The sequence below is a fragment of the Lysinibacillus sp. C5.1 genome, assembly GCF_016350185.1.
Classification (GTDB): Bacteria; Bacillota; Bacilli; order Bacillales_A; family Planococcaceae; genus Lysinibacillus; species Lysinibacillus sphaericus.
In genome coordinates, this window is record NZ_CP066226.1 from 1608658 (window position 1) to 1627296 (window position 18639).

General features: G+C 39.3%; 21 protein-coding genes. 20 read left to right on the forward strand and 1 reads right to left on the reverse strand.

Annotated features, from left to right (window positions below; all coding sequences use genetic code 11):
• Window positions 1-530 precede the first annotated feature (530 nt).
• The 17 genes from I5435_RS07570 to I5435_RS07650 all read left to right on the forward strand — a co-directional run bounded on the left by I5435_RS07570 (window position 531) and on the right by I5435_RS07650 (window position 15945).
• A complete protein-coding gene (locus I5435_RS07570; RefSeq protein WP_024364274.1) occupies window positions 531-761 on the forward strand; it encodes a hypothetical protein in 231 nt (76 codons plus the stop codon).
• Between the two features lie 84 nt (window positions 762-845).
• Window positions 846-1616 carry a CheR family methyltransferase gene (locus tag I5435_RS07575; RefSeq protein WP_024364273.1) on the forward strand — a complete coding sequence of 257 codons (771 nt, stop codon included), beginning with the start codon at window positions 846-848 and terminating at the stop codon, window positions 1614-1616.
• Window positions 1617-1991: 375 nt separating this feature from the next.
• Complete coding sequence (aroC, locus tag I5435_RS07580) at window positions 1992-3173, forward strand: chorismate synthase (RefSeq protein WP_024364272.1); 1182 nt, start codon at window positions 1992-1994, stop codon at window positions 3171-3173.
• A 3-nt stretch (window positions 3174-3176) separates the two neighbouring features.
• A complete protein-coding gene (aroB, locus tag I5435_RS07585; protein ID WP_024364271.1) occupies window positions 3177-4268 on the forward strand; it encodes a 3-dehydroquinate synthase in 1092 nt (363 codons plus the stop codon).
• Complete coding sequence (gene aroH / locus I5435_RS07590; protein ID WP_024364270.1) at window positions 4265-4633, forward strand: chorismate mutase; 369 nt, start codon at window positions 4265-4267, stop codon at window positions 4631-4633. Before aroB ends, aroH begins: the two co-directional genes overlap by 4 nt.
• Window positions 4634-4651: 18 nt before the next feature.
• Window positions 4652-5752 carry a histidinol-phosphate transaminase gene (gene hisC, locus I5435_RS07595; RefSeq protein WP_024364269.1) on the forward strand — a complete coding sequence of 367 codons (1101 nt, stop codon included), beginning with the start codon at window positions 4652-4654 and terminating at the stop codon, window positions 5750-5752.
• On the forward strand, window positions 5749-6846 hold the full coding sequence (locus I5435_RS07600; protein ID WP_025219078.1) for a prephenate dehydrogenase: 1098 nt from the start codon (window positions 5749-5751) through the stop codon (window positions 6844-6846). The genes hisC and I5435_RS07600 overlap by 4 nt, the downstream gene beginning before the upstream one ends.
• A 101-nt stretch (window positions 6847-6947) precedes the next feature.
• A complete protein-coding gene (gene aroA / locus I5435_RS07605; protein ID WP_337983526.1) occupies window positions 6948-8237 on the forward strand; it encodes a 3-phosphoshikimate 1-carboxyvinyltransferase in 1290 nt (429 codons plus the stop codon).
• A 287-nt stretch (window positions 8238-8524) separates the two neighbouring features.
• Window positions 8525-9793 (forward strand): tetratricopeptide repeat protein, encoded by a 1269-nt coding sequence (locus I5435_RS07610; protein WP_029747404.1) that lies wholly within the window; start codon window positions 8525-8527, stop codon window positions 9791-9793.
• 14 nt (window positions 9794-9807) lie between these two features.
• On the forward strand, window positions 9808-10365 hold the full coding sequence (locus tag I5435_RS07615; RefSeq protein WP_024364265.1) for a ReoY family proteolytic degradation factor: 558 nt from the start codon (window positions 9808-9810) through the stop codon (window positions 10363-10365).
• Between the two features lie 152 nt (window positions 10366-10517).
• A complete protein-coding gene (locus I5435_RS07620; RefSeq protein WP_024364264.1) occupies window positions 10518-10967 on the forward strand; it encodes a DUF2487 family protein in 450 nt (149 codons plus the stop codon).
• A gap of 155 nt (window positions 10968-11122) precedes the next feature.
• Window positions 11123-11626, forward strand: a complete 504-nt coding sequence (locus tag I5435_RS07625) for a QcrA and Rieske domain-containing protein (protein WP_024364263.1) — start codon at window positions 11123-11125, stop codon at window positions 11624-11626.
• Between the two features lie 22 nt (window positions 11627-11648).
• Entirely contained in the window at window positions 11649-12323 is a 675-nt protein-coding gene (qcrB, locus tag I5435_RS07630) for a menaquinol-cytochrome c reductase cytochrome b subunit (protein WP_024364262.1), read from the forward strand.
• Between the two features lie 42 nt (window positions 12324-12365).
• Window positions 12366-13139: a menaquinol-cytochrome c reductase cytochrome b/c subunit gene (locus I5435_RS07635; RefSeq protein WP_025219080.1), complete on the forward strand. Its 774-nt coding sequence runs from the start codon at window positions 12366-12368 to the stop codon at window positions 13137-13139.
• A gap of 205 nt (window positions 13140-13344) precedes the next feature.
• On the forward strand, window positions 13345-13941 hold the full coding sequence (locus I5435_RS07640) for a lipoprotein heptaprenylglyceryl N-acetyltransferase LhaT (RefSeq protein ID WP_025219081.1): 597 nt from the start codon (window positions 13345-13347) through the stop codon (window positions 13939-13941).
• A 60-nt stretch (window positions 13942-14001) separates the two neighbouring features.
• Complete coding sequence (locus tag I5435_RS07645) at window positions 14002-14676, forward strand: zinc metallopeptidase (protein ID WP_024364259.1); 675 nt, start codon at window positions 14002-14004, stop codon at window positions 14674-14676.
• A 118-nt stretch (window positions 14677-14794) separates the two neighbouring features.
• Window positions 14795-15945, forward strand: a protein-coding gene (locus I5435_RS07650) for an IS3 family transposase (RefSeq protein WP_337982658.1) whose coding sequence is annotated in 2 segments (ribosomal slippage) — window positions 14795-15068 and window positions 15068-15945 — 1152 coding nt in all. Because the reading frame shifts where the segments join, the coding sequence is not laid out codon by codon here.
• Window positions 15946-16070: 125 nt separating this feature from the next.
• On the opposite strand, the gene I5435_RS07655 is transcribed toward I5435_RS07650, so the two are convergent.
• Window positions 16071-16940, reverse strand: coding sequence for a YitT family protein (locus I5435_RS07655; protein ID WP_025219082.1), 870 nt, complete (start codon window positions 16938-16940; stop codon window positions 16071-16073).
• A gap of 115 nt (window positions 16941-17055) precedes the next feature.
• Between I5435_RS07655 and I5435_RS07660 the strand changes: the two genes are divergently transcribed.
• Genes I5435_RS07660 through mgsA form a run of 3 tightly spaced genes read left to right on the forward strand, consistent with a single transcriptional unit; the run spans window position 17056 to window position 18611 of the window.
• The gene (locus I5435_RS07660) at window positions 17056-17391 is read left to right on the forward strand and encodes a nucleotide pyrophosphohydrolase (protein WP_024364257.1); all 336 of its coding nucleotides are present in this window, start codon (window positions 17056-17058) and stop codon (window positions 17389-17391) included.
• Complete coding sequence (dapB, locus tag I5435_RS07665; RefSeq protein WP_337983527.1) at window positions 17391-18188, forward strand: 4-hydroxy-tetrahydrodipicolinate reductase; 798 nt, start codon at window positions 17391-17393, stop codon at window positions 18186-18188. Before I5435_RS07660 ends, dapB begins: the two co-directional genes overlap by 1 nt.
• Before the next feature lie 18 nt (window positions 18189-18206).
• Entirely contained in the window at window positions 18207-18611 is a 405-nt protein-coding gene (mgsA, locus tag I5435_RS07670; protein WP_024364255.1) for a methylglyoxal synthase, read from the forward strand.
• Window positions 18612-18639 lie beyond the last annotated feature (28 nt).

Sequence of the window (18639 nt, forward strand, 5' to 3'; positions counted from 1 at the left end):
GTTATATTAATATGGTAATAGACTGGAGCTGGGACATAACTCAAAAAATTTAAGAAACAGACGAAAGGTGTTCATAATTTTTTGCTATATGGAGAACTTAGCTATTCATGCTCTTGCAATAAAAAAATTAGAAGTGTTCACTAGTTATTGGTAGCGGAGGTGGTGACTCCTGTTCAGAACAGCACACAATGTAAGACGCTGGCATTCCGAGCGTTAGCGAGGGTTGTGGCTTACTGTGCTGAGCGGAAAGCACCGCCGTAGCGGACAACAACGGCATAGCGAAAAAGTGTTGGATTGATTGCAGTCAATCTAACACTTTTTCTCTTTTGATGCCTTTTATTGCATTGGATGCTGTGTTGAGAGAAAACGCGTGATGTCTATAACAAAAGACGTGTGTTTTTCCTCGAACTAGTTTTTCCATTGTTGATTAATTAGAAAGTGGATGGAGTACACTTAAAAAAGGAAACTATTTGCTTGTTTTATCGTATAATCTTTATAGATAATCTTTATAGATAGGAGGAAGAGAAATTATGGAAATCGCTATTGTTGCTATTATTGGCGGCATTATGGTCGCTTTGGCTGGCATATTTACTGATGCGCGTACGAAGGGACAAAAACTTAAATTAAAGACAATCGAACAAGAAGTGGAATTAGAGAAGCTAAGATTGGAATCATATACAAAAGAAACCGAAAAACTGCGACTAGAATTGGAACATTCGAAAGTGCTACTATTAGAAGAGAAGAAAAATACAACGAGGTAACTTTGAATACACATGAAAGACTATTTCAGTAAAGGCATTTTTCCGCTATAATGGAAATACGACGCTAGAGGGGAAGATGACCGTATGTCAGATTATGAACAATTTGTAGAAGGTATTAAGCGCAAAACAGGTATTGATTTAGCGTTATATAAAGAAGCGCAAATGAAAAGACGATTAACTTCACTCTATGAGAAAAAGGGATATCGTAATTTTGTTGATTTTTTTAAGGCTCTTGAACAAGATCGCGATTTAATGAATGAATTTCTAGATCGAATGACCATTAATGTTTCGGAGTTTTATCGAAATGGAAAGCGCTGGGAAGTATTGCAAAAGAAAATTTTTCCAAAGTTATTGCAATCCAATAAGCGTTTGAAAATTTGGAGTGCTGCCTGTTCTACTGGGGAAGAACCTTATTCATTAGCAATGGTATTATCACAATTAGTACCGTTATCGCAAATTCAAATAATCGCCACAGATTTAGATGAAAATGTTATTCAAAAAGCTAAATTGGGCGTCTATCCAGAGCGTTCTTTAGCAGAGGTTCCAAAAGATATTCAGGCGAAGTATTTTGAGCAAGAGGGAAGCTTCTACCGAGTGAAAGATGAAATTAAACGTTGTGTGACATTTAAAAAGCATAATTTGCTTAATGATCATTATGATGCCAATTATGATCTAATCGTGTGCCGCAATGTGATGATTTATTTTACCGAAGAAGCAAAGGATCAAATCTATGCAAACTTCAGTAAAGCATTACGACAAGATGGCATTTTATTTGTCGGCTCAACGGAGCAAATATTTAATCCTTCGCGTTATGAATTTGAGGTAGAGGATACATTCTTCTATCGAAAAAAATAGCAAACTATATGATGAAAAGCATTCGTACAGTGAACAAGATGACTGTCACGTACATAAAATTGCCAAGACACTAGACATAGATGATCGTACGCTTTTCGCTTGTCATAAGCAAAAAGCGTCTTTTTTTATTAAGTTCACCATTTTGCTGCCGATAATTTCCAGTAGAATGTGTAGCGTTAGAATAGTTGGATGTGTTACTAGAAAACCTTCTTTTTTTAAATGAATCGTTCAGAATATTCGCATATAATACTGTGCTGTCCATTTGAACGTATTAATGGCAAGGTGGTATGACATTTGTAAAAGGACTGTTTTTTTAGAGAATATATGTTATAGTGAAAAATACATACTTTAGCGAGTTGAAGGGAGAAAGCGTTTATGCGTTATTTAACAGCAGGTGAATCACACGGACCGCAATTAACAACGATAATTGAGGGTTTACCGTCACTTTTACCAATTACAGCAGAGAAAATTAATCATGATTTAAAACGTCGTCAAGGAGGACATGGCCGCGGTCGCCGTATGCAAATTGAGACGGATACAGTAGAAATAGTAGGTGGTGTGCGCCACGGACAAACGCTTGGTTCTCCAGTTGCGCTTGTTGTCACAAATGATGACTGGAAGCATTGGACAAAAATTATGGGGGCCGAACCATTAGCAGAGGATATTAATCCAGAAGATATAAAACGTCAGATTTCACGTCCGCGTCCGGGTCATGCAGATTTAGTAGGCGGCATGAAATATGGGCATCGCGATTTACGCAATGTTTTAGAGCGTTCTTCTGCGCGTGAAACAACTGTCCGCGTAGCTGTTGGTGCTGTTGCTAAAGCATTATTAAATGAGCTTGGTATATCAATTGTGTCACATGTTACAGAAATCGTAGGTATTAAGGCAGACACTTCTGTAATTGAAGGGAAATCAGTAGCAGAAATTCGTACGATTGTTGAAGCAGATCCATGTTACTGTGTAGACCCTGTTGCTTCTGCAAAAATGGTGGAGGCAATCGATGAGGCGAAAAAAGCTGGTGACTCTATCGGTGGTGTTGTTGAAGTAATTGTTGAGGGTATGCCAGCTGGTATTGGCTCTTATGTGCATTACGATCGCAAGCTTGATGCGAAATTAGCGGCAGCTATGTTATCAATTAATGCCTTTAAAGGTGTTGAATTCGGTATTGGCTTTGAAATGGCTCGTCGCAAAGGTTCAGAAGTCCATGACGAAATTATTTGGTCAGAAGAAGAAGGATATACACGTGCAACAAATCGACTTGGTGGCTTAGAAGGCGGTATGTCAACAGGTATGCCAATTGTCGTTCGCGGTGTTATGAAGCCTATTCCAACGCTGTATAAACCTTTGCAAAGTGTTGATATTGAAACAAAAGAACCGTTTAAAGCAAGTGTTGAACGTTCTGATAGCTGTGCAGTACCGGCGGCATCTGTTGTTGCCGAACATGTTATTGCCTGGGAAATAGCAAATGCGATTATGGAGCAATTCCACGGAGATCAATTGCCACAACTACAAGCTCAAATTGAAGAACAACGCCGTTACGCAAAGGAGTTTTGATATATGCGTGTACCAGTAGCGACAACATCACATCAGTATGAAGTAGTGCTTGGGCATAATTTTTTAGCTGAAGCAGTCAAAACATTTGACGATAAACTGCAAAAAGCAGATAAACTCATTGTTTTTACAGATGCCAATGTGTGGGCTGCCCAAGGGGAATATTTTAAGGGCCATTTCCCATATGACTTTGAGGTCTTTGTGCTACCGGGTGGTGAAGCTTGTAAAACTTTTGAGCAATACAATGCAGCACAAACTTTCTTACTTGAACAAAAATGTTCACGAAAATCATTTATTTTTGCCTTTGGTGGCGGAGCAGTTGGCGATTTAACAGGCTTTGTTGCAGCTACCTATATGCGAGGAGTACCGTTTATTCAAATCCCAACGACGATTTTAGCACATGACTCAGCAGTGGGAGGTAAAACAGCTATCAATCATCCACTAGGCAAAAATATGATTGGTGCTTTCTACCAGCCTGAAGGGGTAATATACGATACGCTCTTTATTGAGAGTTTGCCAGAGCGTGAGGTGCGTTCGGGAACAGCTGAAGTCATAAAACATGCGATGATTTCAAGTGCTTCCTGGCTACAGCAATTAATGGGGGCTGAATCAGTCATTCATTTTAGTACAACGGAATTGGCTCAACAGCTAAAGGCTGGCATTGAGGTAAAGGCGAAAATTGTGTCTGAAGATGAAACGGAACAATCTGTGCGCAAATATTTAAACTTAGGTCATACATATGGCCATGCTATTGAAGCAGCAGCAGGTTATGGGAAAGTCGCACATGGTGAGGCAGTGATGATTGGTCTTGTGTATTGTCTTTTACTGAGTGAGCGATATGGTAAGCTGGATCGTGACTTTACAACAGCATTTTTACATTTTGCTGTAAAAAACGGCTATCCTTTCGAAGCGGTGAATGATTATTCATTTGAACAGTTAACAACGTATTTATTAAAAGATAAAAAAGCGGAATATGGTGTATTACAATTTGTCCTGCTAGAAGAAATTGGGAAACCTTTTGTGCGACCAATTGAGTTAGCAGAATGCAAAGAAATAGATGCAGAATTCCGCCAATTATTAGCGGAGGTGCTTGGATGATTCGTGGTTTAAGAGGCGCAATTACAATTGAATTGGACAAGCCAGAGCTTGTATGGGATGAGACAGCTAGATTAGTACGTGAAGTAGTAGCAGTAAACGGTGTTGCGGTAGAGGATATTGCCTCTATTGTCATTTCGACAACGCCGGATATTACATCAGCGTTTCCAGCGCGTGCTGTTAGGTTAATGGAAGGCTGGCAGTATGTTCCTGTCATGTGTATGCATGAAATGGACGTGCCTGGAGCTTTGCCATTATGCATACGCGTTTTAATTCATGCGAATGTCGAAATGGCGCAAAAAGATGTAAAGCATATTTATTTAAATGATGCAATCAAATTAAGACCAGATTTAGCCCAAGCTAAATAATAAGAGGAGATGTTTGAGATGAAATGGAAACAACAATTGGACGGGATGCAAGCATATAAGCCAGGTAAACCAATTGAAGAAGTACAACGTGAATTTGGCTTACAAGAAGTCGTAAAGTTAGCATCAAATGAAAACCCATTTGGTTGCTCCCCTAAGGTAACAGCATATTTACACAATAGTGCAGTAAACCATGCATTATATCCAGACGGCTATGCGCAAAACTTACGTACAACTGTAGCAAATCATGTAGGTGTCAAGGAAACACAGCTTCTTTTTGGCAATGGCTCAGATGATATTATTGCGATTCTTACTCGTGCGCTGTTGTATCCAGGTGTGAATACAATCATGGCAGATCCATCATTCTCACAATATGCTCATAATGCTGAAATTGAAGGCGCAGAAGTTCGTAAAATTCCTTGTATTGATGGCGCACATGACTTGGATGCTATGGCGGCAGCAATTGACGAGCATACTTCAATTGTGTGGGTATGTAGCCCGAACAATCCAACAGGTGTTGTCATTGCAGATACGGATTTACGAGCATTTTTAGCGAAAGTACCAAGCGATGTACTGGTCGTGTTAGATGAAGCGTATATCGAATATGTGACACATCCTGGTCATAAAGAAACACTACCATTAATTAACGAGTATCCAAACGTACTATTAATGCGCACATTCTCAAAAGCATACGGTCTTGCTTCCTTCCGAGTAGGCTACGCAATTGGTCAACCTGAAGTCATTGCTAAACTAGATCCAGTGCGTGCACCGTTTAACAATACGATTTTAAGCCAAGCAGTTGCGGCGATTGCATTAAATGATCAAGACTATATTAAAAATTGCTGTAAAGCAAATGAACTAGGTAAAAAGCAATATGTTGATTTTTGTGAAAAGCATAATTTGAAATACTACCCATCTGATACGAACTTTATTTTATTTGATACGAAAGCTAATAGTGATGTTGTTTTTCAGGAACTTATGAAGCGCGGGTTTATTATTCGCAGTGGGAACGCTTTAGGTGCCCCTGGTTTTATTCGTGTAACTATTGGTACTGAAGCGCAAAATGCGGCGTTGTTACAGCATCTTGAAGCCGTGTTACAAGAACAAGGAGTTTTTGCATGACACGCAAAGTTCTTGTAATTGGTTTAGGCTTAATTGGGGGCTCGATTGCTCTTGCTTTACAAAAAGCACCTAACACAAAAATTATAGGCTATGATATGGACGAAACAACACGTGAACATGCTAAAACATTAAATATTGTTCATGACATTGTGACAAATCCACAAGATGTTGCAGCAGAAGTTGATATCATTATATTTGGGACTCCTGTTAACGCTACACTTGAGTGGATGGAACAATTAAAAACATGGCCGTTAAAAAATAAAGTGATTGTAACAGATACAGGTAGCACGAAAAAAATGATTATGCAAAAAGCTGGGGAGTTACGTGAATTAGGCATTACCTTTATCGGTGGACACCCGATGGCAGGGTCTCATAAAAGTGGTGTTTTAGCGGCAAAGGCTCATCTTTTTGAAAATGCGTACTATATGTTAACACCACTAGCGGGTGAAGAAATTATTAATATGGCCCAGCTTGAAAGTCTATTGAAATTCACTCATGCCAAAGTTGTTAGTGTATCTGCACGTGAGCACGATCATATGACAGCCGTAGTTAGCCATTTCCCGCATGTTATTGCGGCATCTCTTGTGCATCAATTAGGCGGAGAAAATGGTGAGTATCCGATGACACGCTCACTGGCAGCAGGGGGCTTCCGTGATGTCACGCGTATTGCATCATCTAATCCGATATTATGGCGTGATATTACACTACAAAATCGTGATGAATTAGTAGCCCAGCTTGAGGGATGGCAATCCGAAATGAATCGTGTGAAGGAGCTTTTACTAAATGGAAGCTCTGCTGATATTGAAAACTATTTTGCAATTGCTAAGGAGCTTCGTGATGAATTACCAATTAGTGCTGGGGCAATGTTCACGTCGTTTGATTTGTATGTCGATGTTCCTGACTACCCAGGGGTAATTTCTGAAGTAACAGGTTTACTTGCAGATGAAAAAATTAGTATTACTAATTTACGTATCGTAGAATCTCGCGAAGATGTCTTCGGTATACTTGTCATTAGTTTACAAAGTGAAAGTGATCGTGAGCGTGCAGCTGCATGTATTCAACAGCGTGCAAAATTTGAAACATATATTTCATAGGTAAGTGCATTCACGTTAAGAACAGACGTTGGATTACTAATAATGAAGAAAGCGTCGATATATCGGCGCTTTCTATCTTCATATGGAGGCGGGAGATAACGATGAGTGAAAAAGTATTACAGTATCATAAACCATCATTACAAGGGCACTTAACAATCCCAGGTGATAAATCAGTGTCACATCGTTCAGTTATGTTTGGCGCTATCGCAACAGGGAAAACAACGGTGGATGGCTTTCTACTTGGAGAGGATTGTTTAAGCACAATTGATTGCTTCCGCAAGCTTGGCGTCAAAATTGATGTGGACGGTACAAATGTAACAATTGAAAGTGCAGGAATGGAAGCATGGCAAGAGCCTAGCGAAGTGCTTTATACAGGGAACTCCGGTACAACGACTCGCTTAATGCTTGGCATTCTAGCAGGCTCTAACGTACATTCTGTAATGACAGGGGATGCATCAATTGGGAAGCGTCCGATGCGACGTGTCATCGATCCACTACGTCAAATGGGTGCTCATATTACGGGACGTGCAGATGGACAATATACACCTCTTGCCATACAGGGTACAACGCTACAAGCGATAGACTACCAAATGCCTGTTGCGAGTGCACAAGTGAAATCTGCTATTTTACTAGCAGGTTTACGTGCGCAAGGCACAACAGTAGTGCGCGAAACGGAAATTTCTCGCGATCATACAGAGCGCATGTTACGTCAATTTGGGGCACAACTAACTGTGGAGGAAGGCGTTATCTCATTTGAAGGTGGACAAACACTATTAGGAACACATGTGTCGGTACCAGGAGATATTTCTTCCGCAGCATTTTTCTTAGTGGCGGGTGCTATTTGCCAAAATAGTAAAGTTGTTTTAGAAAATGTGGGCATTAACCCAACGCGTGATGGGGTTATTGAAGTGCTTCGAAATATGGGGGCGTCGATGACAGTAGTGCCAAATGAAGACGATCAATTTGAGCCAACAGCAACTATTACAATTGAAACGTCTACATTAAAAGGGACAATTATTGAAGGCGATATAATTCCACGACTAATCGATGAAATTCCGATTCTTGCACTTTTAGCAACACAAGCACATGGTACAACCATTATTAAAGACGCTGAGGAGCTTAAGGTTAAAGAGACAGATCGGATTACGGCTGTGGTGGATGAACTACAAAAACTTGGTGCACGTATTGAAGCAACTGAGGATGGCATGGTGATTGAAGGGCCAACGCCATTACAAGGGGCTAGCCTAAAAACATACGGAGACCACCGTATCGGTATGATGGGCGCTGTGGCAGCTTTAATTACGAATGGTGCAGTGACATTAGATGATGCGGAATGCATCGCTGTATCCTACCCATCGTTTTTCGAGCATGTTGAAGCTGTGAAGAAATAGTCTGCAAGTGTATGCTTTCATCTATTGCAATTCTCTATCGTTTAAATTTCTTACATGATAGTTTAGTTGATGTAGCAGTTGGCTGTAATTCTAGTATTTTACAGTAGGTTGTCAATTAATACAGGCAGTAATAATGTAAAAGTATTTTTAATCAAACAAGACAGTAGACAAATGCGTCATTCTTTGGGTTGTCTAAAGTCTGGACTCCCCAATACTTTTGGGGAGTTTTTTCTTGTTTCGAAAGAAAATATTTTGTAGCATAAAGATATACAAGAAAGAATAGGTGAATGACTGTGAATAATGCGATGACTGAAATGATGCAAGCACTTGAGCAAGGGGATTTAGCTTTAATAGACCAGCTACTCGAATCTTTTTTAATGAAGGAGTTACCTGAGGAAATTTACGCACTGGCGGAAGTTTTTATGCAATATGGGTATATGAAAGAAGCGGACCGTGTACTGGAGCATTTGCAATTTTTATTCCCTGAAGAGGCACAATTAAAAATTGATCGTGCCAATGTTTTAATGGAGCTTGGTGATGAGGACGAGGCGTTAGACATGTTGTTAGCAGTCGAAGATACCGCTCCAGAGTATCCGCAAGCATTACTAGTGCTAGCTGATTATTATCAAATGCAAGGGTTATTTGAGGTAGCAGAAAAGCGCATTAATGAAGCGCTAGCCATCTTACCTGATGAGCCACTACTACAATTTGCTAAAGCCGAGCTGTTATTTGAGACAGGACGTTTTCTTGAGGCCGCACGCCTTTATGAAGAATTACATGAACAGCAGGAAGACTTTGCAGGTATCAGTCTGGTTGAACGATTAGCTGAAGTATATCGTGCAGGCGCTGCCTATGAAACAGCTTTAGACTATTATTTAGCAGCACTTGAGGACGAAGTGAAGCCAGATATTTTATTTGGCGCAGCATACGCTGCATTCCAATCACAAAAATATGAAATGGCGATTAAACAATTAGAGGACTTAAAGGAATTGGATCCTGATTATTTCTCTGCTTATTTATTACTTGCGGAAAGTTATGCTATGACAGAAGACAATAAAAAAGCATATGCTGCCATTAAAGAAGGTTTAAAGCGTGATGAGTACGACAAATCATTATTCTTATTCGCAGGTAAAATGGCATTAAAAAATGCATTGCCAAATGAAGCTGAAAGTTATTTACGTGAAGCGATTGCCTTAGATCCTGAATATATGGAGGCAGTATTAACACTTATCTCTATACTGACACAGCAAGAACGTTTTGAAGATGTTGTTGAATTATTTGAGACATTGCAAAAAAATGATTTTGAGTGGAACACTTTATACCCTTACGCTGCCGACGCATATGCAAATTTAGAATTGTACGACCGTGCATACGAATTTTACCGTTTGGCATATACTGATTTTAAGGAAGACGCAGCATTTTTAGAGAAATATGTTTATTTCTTATTAGAAGAAGGCAAGCGTTCAGAGGTTAAAGAGGTAATCGGTCATTTAATCAAGCTTCAGCCAGGTGAACCACAATGGCAAGAGATGTTAGAAGGCTTAGAATTAGAGTAAAGGAGGGAGTGGGTATGACTGCTTCTGTATCAGTTGTCGATAAAAAAGCATTTGTTCGCTGGTTTTTGAAAAATTACCAATTAAAACGTCGTGAGTGTGTATGGATTTTAAATTACTTATTAAGTAATGATGAGTTGTTAAAACGAATACGGTTTGTAGAAGAAGCACACTATTGTCCTAGAGCAATGGTGATGTCTACAGTAGACTCAACAGGTGTACCATTTCGTTTTTATAAAGGCAATGTGATGACAGCCGATGCCGAGAAATCTTTCCATGACTTACGTTTACATGAGCAAGAAGATATGTATATACAATTGAACTTTCCAAATATACCGCCAAGTGCACAATACTTAGCAGTTCTTGAAGAAAACCCTTATATGCCAGAAACATTGATTGTTAGTGAAAAGGATCGTTTACTGGCTGAAGAGTTACTTTCCAATAGTTTACTCGTATTCCAAGAAGAAAAATTACTTGCGCAAATTGATGAAGCTCTAGATAAGGGCGATGAAGAACGATTTTATGAATTGTCTAATTTGTTACAAGTTTTAAAGGAAACTGCTAATTTACAATAATCTCAAGCCGAATAGGTAAAAATTGAATGCCCTTTCTCCACCTCTATATGGTAACATGACTAGTGAATGATTGTTTTCACTTTTTATTGGTTATCCTATTTAAAGAGTGGAAAAGGGCATTTTTATTTTGTAATCGTAAGGAGGGTTGTTGGATGTATTTTAATGCAAACGATGTAACATCTTTTTTAGCGCAGAAGGATTTTATCGATACAGCGATTGTACCACTCGTAGGGATCGATTTTGCTGCTGAAAAGTTGAAGCAAAGTGGCGCAGAAGCAGATTACTTATTATCGTTAACGGCTTTTATTGAACAACAGTTTAAAGGACGTTTACTAGTGATGCCACCATTTTCATATAGTACGACCTTGAAAAACGAAGAATTGCCAGCGCAATTAGAAGCACAATTACATACTGCTGGTTTTAAGCATGTGTTCTTCATTACTTGTGACCATTTTTGGACAAATATTGGAGATGTAGTAAATATAATTTGGTTGCCAGCTATTCCGTTAGAATCCATGGATAAAGGCGTGAAAAACACCATTCTCGAAGATCAGTTACGGCAAGTAATCCCTGTATTTTCGACTAAATGGTCACAAATTTAGCAATTTGTTTCAATAAATGTTCACATTCTCCAGGTTTCCACAGAATGCTATATTGACCAAGCTATGGACTTGATATATCATAGATATGTCCTAGTATTACTATTTGTAAAAGTATGTCCGTTGGACTGACCTTTAAAGTTAGAGGGGGGAAAAGGATGAGTAACAATCGAGTTTCACGTCGTCAATTTCTAAGCTACACACTTACTGGTGTTGGCGGATTTATGGCGGCAGGTATGTTGATGCCAATGGTTCGTTTTGCAATTGACCCAGTCTTACAAAAGCATGAAGGTGGGGATTTTATCAAAACCGAACATAAAGTCGCCGACATTACTGAACAGCCAATTAAAGTTGACTTTACTTTTGAACAAGTTGACGCATGGTACAAATCTAACGTTACAAACGTAGCTTGGGTTTACAAAAGTGGCGACCAAATAATTGCTCTATCACCAGTTTGTAAGCATTTAGGTTGTATGGTGGACTGGGGTGGCGATAAAGCACACCCAGATCAATTCTTCTGTCCTTGTCATGCAGGGCGTTACGAGAAAAACGGGGCAAACATTGCAGGTACACCACCTCTAGGTCCGTTGGATGAATTTGAAGTACAAGAAAAAGATGGTTATTTAATGATTGGTCCAGCAAGAGCAAATACTCTAGTTTAATTTGTAAGGGGGTACGAATTCAGTGCTAAATAAAATTTATGATTGGGTCGATGAACGATTAGATATTACACCAATTTGGCGTGATATTGCCGACCACGAAGTGCCAGAGCACGTGAACCCTGCACACCATTTTTCAGCATTCGTTTACTGCTTTGGTGGATTAACATTTTTCATCACAGTAATTCAAATTCTTTCTGGTATGTTCTTAACAATGTACTATGTACCAGACGTCGTGAATGCCTGGAAGTCAGTTTATTATTTACAAAACGAAGTAGCATTTGGTGAAATCGTGCGCGGTATGCACCACTGGGGAGCCTCATTAGTAATTGTAATGATGTTCTTACATACGCTTCGTGTATTCTTCACAGGGTCTTATAAGAAACCTCGTGAGTTAAACTGGATGGTTGGTGTAGGTATTTTTGGAGTAATGATGGGTCTTGGTTTTACAGGATACCTATTACCATGGGATATGAAAGCATTATTCGCTACTAAAGTAGGTATCGAAATTGCAGCATCTGTACCGTTTATCGGTTCGATGATTAAAGTATTATTAGCGGGTGACAGTACTATTCTTGGTGCTCAAACGTTAACACGATTCTTTGCGATTCATGTATTCTTCTTGCCTGCAGTATTGTTTGGGTTACTTGCAGCACACTTTATCATGATTCGTCGTCAAGGAATTTCAGGGCCGTTGTAATACTTCTTGACGGTTCGATGATTTTTTAAAGGAGGGGACACTATGCATCGCGGAAAAGGAATGAAATTTGTCGGCGATTCTCGTATCAAAGCGAATCACAGAATGCCGAACGTTCCAAAGGATTATTCCGAATATCCAGGTAAAACTGAAGCTTTCTGGCCGAACTTCTTACTAAAAGAATGGATGGTAGGTGCTGTTTTCTTAATCGGTTATTTACTGTTAACAGTCGCTCACCCATCTCCACTTGAAGGGCCAGCTGATCCAACAAGAGCATACACGCCATTACCGGACTGGTACTTCTTATTCATGTACCAACTCTTAAAATACTCATTTGCTTCTGGTCCATATAATGTTATCGGAGCAATTGTCATTCCAGGTCTAGCATTTGGAGCGCTATTATTAATGCCATTTTTAGATAAGAGTCCAGAACGCCGTCCGTCTAAACGTCCGTTACCAACTGCGTTTATGTTATTAACATTGGCTGCTATGTTCTATTTAACTTGGGAGTCAGTTGTTAATCATGACTGGGAAGCTCAAAAAATTCAAGGTGCTATCGTGGAAACTGTAGAGTTCGATAAAGGCTCAGAAGGTTACCAAATCTATGCCGGCTCTGCATGTATTACATGTCACGGTGAAGGCTTAGAAGGTGGTGCTGGTGCGCCAACACTTATGAACACTGGCTTAACAGCTGATGAAATTAAGGATATCGCACACAATGGTACGCCTAGCGGTAAAATGCCAGCAGGTCTATGGACAGGATCTGATGAAGATCTTCAAAAGCTTGCTGAGTTTATCGAAAGCTTAAAAGCTGAATAATTTCAAAAAGAGTCAGGAAACTGACTCTTTTTTTCTAGTTTTTATCAAAATTATATCGATGTTTACGATATACTTAATAAGGCACAGCTTTGAAAGGAAACTACGATATGACATAGTGGACTAAGAAGCGCAGCCGTCACATCATACATAAAAATCGAGGAAAAAAGACATCTTAGAATAGACGGATAGTAAAGGAGTTTTAATCATGCAAATAACGCCTGCAAACATTTGGTATCTCCTTACGCATAAAACATTTTTAATCATTTTACTGCTTATTAACTTGTTAGGAACCATTTACGGCTATTACTGGTATGGTTGGCAACTTGCGATAACAAAGCCCATTTTTTATATTTTTGTACCAGATAGTCCCACTGCTAGTTTATTTTTTTGTTTTGTGCTGCTGGCATGGATTTTAGGAAAACGATGGCCATTGATGGAAGTATTAGCGCTTGTGACATTGGTTAAATATGGTATTTGGGCAGATGTGATGAATCTTTGGACGCTAGTTGAAACGGGCTATATAGGCTGGCAAGGTTGGATGCTGATTGCTTCACATTTTGCGATGGCTGTCCAAGGTGTTCTTTATATCGGTAAATATGTATTTTCATATTGGCATGTTGCTTTTGCTGCGGTATGGACTTTGCACAATGATGTTATTGACTATGTATTTGGACAAATGCCAATGTACCGTGATTTAGCAGACTATACAAGTATCATTGGCTATTTTACATTTTGGTTATCAATTGCTTGTATTTTTATCGCCATTTTCTCAATTAGGTGGCGCAAATATTTGCCCAATTAGGGAAATCTCTATAGAATTATAGTATCGAGATAGAAAGGGGTTAGAAAATTGTCAACAAGCATGTATATTGTTTATTTTGCGATTATTATGCTGCTGCCATTGTACGCACAGATGAAGGTAAAAGGTACGTATAAAAAGTTTGCAAAGGAACGTACCATGAAGGGACAAACTGGTGCTGAGGTAGCTAGGGCGATCTTAGATGCGAACGGTTTGTACGATGTGCGAGTTGTGCCAACCCAAGGTGTGTTATCTGATCACTACAATCCTGCGACAAAAACAGTCGCATTATCAGAAAGCAATTTCTATGAAGCAAGTGTTGCTGGCGCAGCAGTTGCTGCCCATGAAGTAGGTCATGCTATTCAGCATAAAGAGGCATATTCAATGCTTACTTTACGTAGTAAGCTTGTACCAGTTGCAAATATTTCATCAAACGCATCTTGGATATTCGTTATGATTGGTATTTTTTCTGGGTTATCAAACATGTTATTACTAGGTATTGTCCTATTAGCAGCAGGCGTAGTGTTCCAATTAGTTACGCTACCAGTTGAATTCGATGCATCGAAGCGTGCATTAGTGCAAATGAATTCCCTTGGTATTATTACCAATGAAGAAGAACGCCCTGCACGTAAAGTGTTAAGTGCCGCTGCGTTAACTTATGTGGCAGCAGCAGCAGTAGCTGTATTAGAATTATTACGTTTAATATTAATATTTACAAATATGCGTAGTGACGACTAAAAAACTTGTTATAGTGGGTTAACGGAACTGACCCCAATAGATATAGACAAATAAAAAAAGCATCTTCGATTGAAATCGGGTATAGATACCCAAACTTCAATTAGGAGGTGTTTTTTCTATGGGAACAAGAGTGAGTTATCCATATGATGTAAAAATGAAAGCGATTGAGATGCGATTAGCGGGTGTACCTGTCAAACAGATTTTATTGGATTTAAATATACGCCATAAAACGCAGGTCGAAACATGGGTGCGTTGGTATAGAAATGGTGAAGTGAATCGTTTGAAACAACCAGTAGGCAAACAATATAGCTTTAATAAAGGTCCTGAATCTGATAACGAACAAACGAAATTAGCATTGGAAAACCGTTATTTAAAGCAACAAATAGAGGTGCTAAAAAAGTACGCGGAGTTGGAGAGGAAGTGGTTGGAGAAGTAGCAGTACAGTTAGTTGCGTCATTGAGAGACTTGATGTGTGTAAAGGACATTTGTAGACACTTAGGGATTGCACGATCTACCTACTATCGTTGGAAACAGGCATCAACCGATGCAAGGTCTCGTCAGGCAATAGAGAGACGTATCGGTGAACTGTGTCGTGCGCATAAGTTTCGCTATGGCTACCGAAAAATCACGGCACTTTTACGCCAAGAATTACGCGTCAATCATAAAGTCGTTCAACGTATCATGCAAAAATATGGTTGGCAATGTCGTGTGAAAGTGAAAAAACGGAAACAAACAGGTCAACCTCACGCTATCGCAGCCAATTTATTAAATCGTGATTTTGAAGCAAGTGCACCCTTACAGAAGCTCGTAACCGATATTACTTACTTGCCATTTGGTCAGAAACAGTTGTATCTTTCAAGTATTCAAGATTTATATAATGGCGAAATTATTGCCTATTCGATTGGAGACTGCCAAGATACAGATTTTGTGTTGCATACGTTAGCCCAACTCCATGATGTACCTGAAGGTTGTACGTTGCATAGTGACCAAGGCGCGGTGTATACATCTTCTCACTATCAACAGGCCGTAAAAGCAAAAGGCATTACCATGAGCATGTCCCGTAAAGGTACGCCCGCTGATAATGCCCCAATCGAATCGTTTCATTCTGTGTTAAAGTCTGAAACATTCTACTTAGACAATTTGAACAGTACTACGACGGCCATCGTAGAACAAACTGTCAAAGACTATATAAACTATTATAACAATAACCGAATTCAAACGAAACTAAACAACCAGTCACCGGTTCAATACCGACAACTGGTTGGGTAATGCTTTTTTGATTACTGTCTTATATAACGGGGTCAGTCCCAACCACTATAACAAGTTTTTTTAATTTATTTACATAGCTAGTATTTTAGAATCTATTTCATCTGCGCTACTGCAATATGTGAACCTTAATGTAAAGGTTGCTTTTGATCGTCCAGCGTAAAGCCTTCTCCCGCAACATCCCGAACTTCTGAAATAGAGACAAAAGCATGCGGATCGACCTCATGAATAATCGATTTTAAGCGTACAACTTCATTGCGTCCAACAACGCAGTAAATTACTTCTTTTGCTTGTTTTGTAAAGTGACCGTGACCTTCTAAAATCGTGACACCTCGTTCCATGCGCAAAGTAATCATATCCGCTATCGCACTAGATTTTTCTGAAATAATGAGTGCGCCACGCCCTGAATAGGCGCCATCCTGTACAAAATCAATAACACGAGCACCTACGAATACAGCGACAAGCGTGTACATCATTGAACGTGCATCTAAAAATGTTAGCCAAGATAATAAAATAACAATGGCATCGAATATAAACATGGTTTTCCCCATACTCCAGCCTAGATATTTATGTCCGAGACGTGCTAATATATCCACACCACCAGTTGTACCTCCGAAGCGGAACACAATTCCTAGTCCAAGTCCAACGAAGATACCGGCAAACAATGCCACGAGAAATAAATCATCCTCTAAGTGAATAGTGAATTGGTATTTCTGGAAAATTTTCAGGAAAATTGATACTGAAATGGTACCAATTAATGTGTAAATAAAAGATTTTTTACCTAGTAAGCGCCAACCTAATAAAAACATTGGAATATTCAACAGTAAATTAAGTAATGCGGGGTCCCAACCTAGTGTAAAATAGAGAACAAGGGTAATTCCGCTAAAACCGCCTTCACCTAAATGATTTTGCATATTAAAGTGTACAAAACCAAAGCTAAAAATGGCTGCTCCGAGCATTATTGCGATAATATTACGTATTTTAATCTGTTTAAACATAAGACCTCCTGTAGTTCTTAGCTATGAAGTAGTGGATTCTATTATCTGTCATTTTATTGTTTTTGACAACAATGGTGTAAATTTTATACGATGGTAATTAGGAGTGTGATATTAGATGACAGAACAGATTACGATGCAAGCCTTGCAAAAACGTGTGGATGATTACATTGGGCAATTTAAGGAAGGTTATTTCCCACCTTTTGAACTACTCGCACGTTTAACGGAAGAGCTTGGAGAACTGTCGCGCGAAGTGCAGGACGTTTACGGTCAAAAAAAGAAAAAGAGCACAGAAGAAACGAATAGTATTGAAGAAGAACTAGGTGACTTTTTCTTTGTTTTAGTATGCTTTGCTAATGCACAAGGTATAAAATTAGATGAGGCACTGTTGCGTGTCATACATAAATTTGAGACGAGAGATAAGGATCGCTGGACAAGAAAGGAAGAGGAATAATGTCGATTCGTGTAGCCATTGCAGGGCCAAGAGGAAAAATGGGAGCAGAAGCTGTACATACAGTCATGAAACATGCCAAAATGGAGTTAGTAGCTGTACTAGATTATAAAGAGGTTGGTCATACATTAGCTGATTTAGAAATGTTCCCAGCAAGCTATACAGCACCAATATTTACAGATATGCATGAACTAATAGAGGCAACGGCCCCTGATGTTTTAGTCGATTTAACGAATCCACATGCAGTATATCATCATACAAAAGAAGCATTAAATTTAAATGTACGACCAGTGATTGGTACAACAGGTTTTACAGATGCACAACTAGAAGAATTATCAGCACTTGCGAATGAGAAGGAGTTAGGTTGTATTATTGCACCAAACTTTGCGATTGGCGCGATTCTGATGATGAAATTTGCTAAAGAAGCAGCAAAATATTTACCTGATGTAGAAATCATTGAGATGCACCATGACCAGAAGTTAGATGCACCATCTGGTACAGGGGTTAAAACAGCACAAATGATCCAAGAGGTGCGTGCACAAAAAATGCAAGGTCATCAAGAGGAGAAAGAAACGATTGAAGGAGCAAGAGGAGCAGATTTTGATGGCATGCGCATTCATTCTGTTCGCTTACCTGGTTTAGTGGCACACCAGCAAGTATTATTTGGAGGAGACGGCCAACTGTTAACAATCCGTCATGACTCATTAAATCGTAATTCCTTTATGTCTGGCGTTGCTTTTTGTGTAGAAGAAGTTATGAAAATGGATCAGCTCGTTTATGGTTTAGAAAACATCATCTAAAGAACGGATGGAATACTTATGAAAATTGCATTGATTGCACATGATCGCAAAAAAGATAATCTAGTACAGTTTGCTATTGCTTACCGCGATATTTTAAATGAGCATACGCTTTATGCTACAGGTACAACAGGGCAACGTGTGATGGAAGCTACGAGCTTAGAAATTACACGTTTTCGCTCAGGTCCTCTTGGAGGAGACCAACAAATTGGCGCTATGATTGCCAACAATGATATGGACATGGTGATTTTCTTCCGTGATCCATTAACAGCACAACCACATGAGCCAGATGTTTCTGCACTTATCCGTCTTTGTGATGTTTACCAAGTGCCACTGGCAACAAATATGGGAACTGCAGAAATATTACTAAAAGGCCTACAAGAAGGCTTTGTGGATTGGAGACTGATTCAAGAAAGACGAGACTAAAAGACGTGATTTTAGAAAGGATGATCAT

Bases quoted from the DNA above. Each gene is read 5' to 3' on its own strand.
- I5435_RS07570 (WP_024364274.1), top strand. From the start codon at position 531: ATGGAAATCGCTATTGTTGCTATTATTGGCGGCATTATGGTCGCTTTG.
- I5435_RS07575 (WP_024364273.1), top strand. From the start codon at position 846: ATGTCAGATTATGAACAATTTGTAGAAGGTATTAAGCGCAAAACAGGT.
- aroC (WP_024364272.1), top strand. From the start codon at position 1,992: ATGCGTTATTTAACAGCAGGTGAATCACACGGACCGCAATTAACAACG.
- aroB (WP_024364271.1), top strand. From the start codon at position 3,177: ATGCGTGTACCAGTAGCGACAACATCACATCAGTATGAAGTAGTGCTT.
- aroH (WP_024364270.1), top strand. From the start codon at position 4,265: ATGATTCGTGGTTTAAGAGGCGCAATTACAATTGAATTGGACAAGCCA.
- hisC (WP_024364269.1), top strand. From the start codon at position 4,652: ATGAAATGGAAACAACAATTGGACGGGATGCAAGCATATAAGCCAGGT.
- I5435_RS07600 (WP_025219078.1), top strand. From the start codon at position 5,749: ATGACACGCAAAGTTCTTGTAATTGGTTTAGGCTTAATTGGGGGCTCG.
- aroA (WP_337983526.1), top strand. From the start codon at position 6,948: ATGAGTGAAAAAGTATTACAGTATCATAAACCATCATTACAAGGGCAC.
- I5435_RS07610 (WP_029747404.1), top strand. From the start codon at position 8,525: ATGACTGTGAATAATGCGATGACTGAAATGATGCAAGCACTTGAGCAA.
- I5435_RS07615 (WP_024364265.1), top strand. From the start codon at position 9,808: ATGACTGCTTCTGTATCAGTTGTCGATAAAAAAGCATTTGTTCGCTGG.
- I5435_RS07620 (WP_024364264.1), top strand. From the start codon at position 10,518: ATGTATTTTAATGCAAACGATGTAACATCTTTTTTAGCGCAGAAGGAT.
- I5435_RS07625 (WP_024364263.1), top strand. From the start codon at position 11,123: ATGAGTAACAATCGAGTTTCACGTCGTCAATTTCTAAGCTACACACTT.
- I5435_RS07635 (WP_025219080.1), top strand. From the start codon at position 12,366: ATGCATCGCGGAAAAGGAATGAAATTTGTCGGCGATTCTCGTATCAAA.
- I5435_RS07640 (WP_025219081.1), top strand. From the start codon at position 13,345: ATGCAAATAACGCCTGCAAACATTTGGTATCTCCTTACGCATAAAACA.
- I5435_RS07645 (WP_024364259.1), top strand. From the start codon at position 14,002: ATGTATATTGTTTATTTTGCGATTATTATGCTGCTGCCATTGTACGCA.
- I5435_RS07655 (WP_025219082.1), bottom strand. From the start codon at position 16,940: ATGTTTAAACAGATTAAAATACGTAATATTATCGCAATAATGCTCGGA.
- I5435_RS07660 (WP_024364257.1), top strand. From the start codon at position 17,056: ATGACAGAACAGATTACGATGCAAGCCTTGCAAAAACGTGTGGATGAT.
- dapB (WP_337983527.1), top strand. From the start codon at position 17,391: ATGTCGATTCGTGTAGCCATTGCAGGGCCAAGAGGAAAAATGGGAGCA.
- mgsA (WP_024364255.1), top strand. From the start codon at position 18,207: ATGAAAATTGCATTGATTGCACATGATCGCAAAAAAGATAATCTAGTA.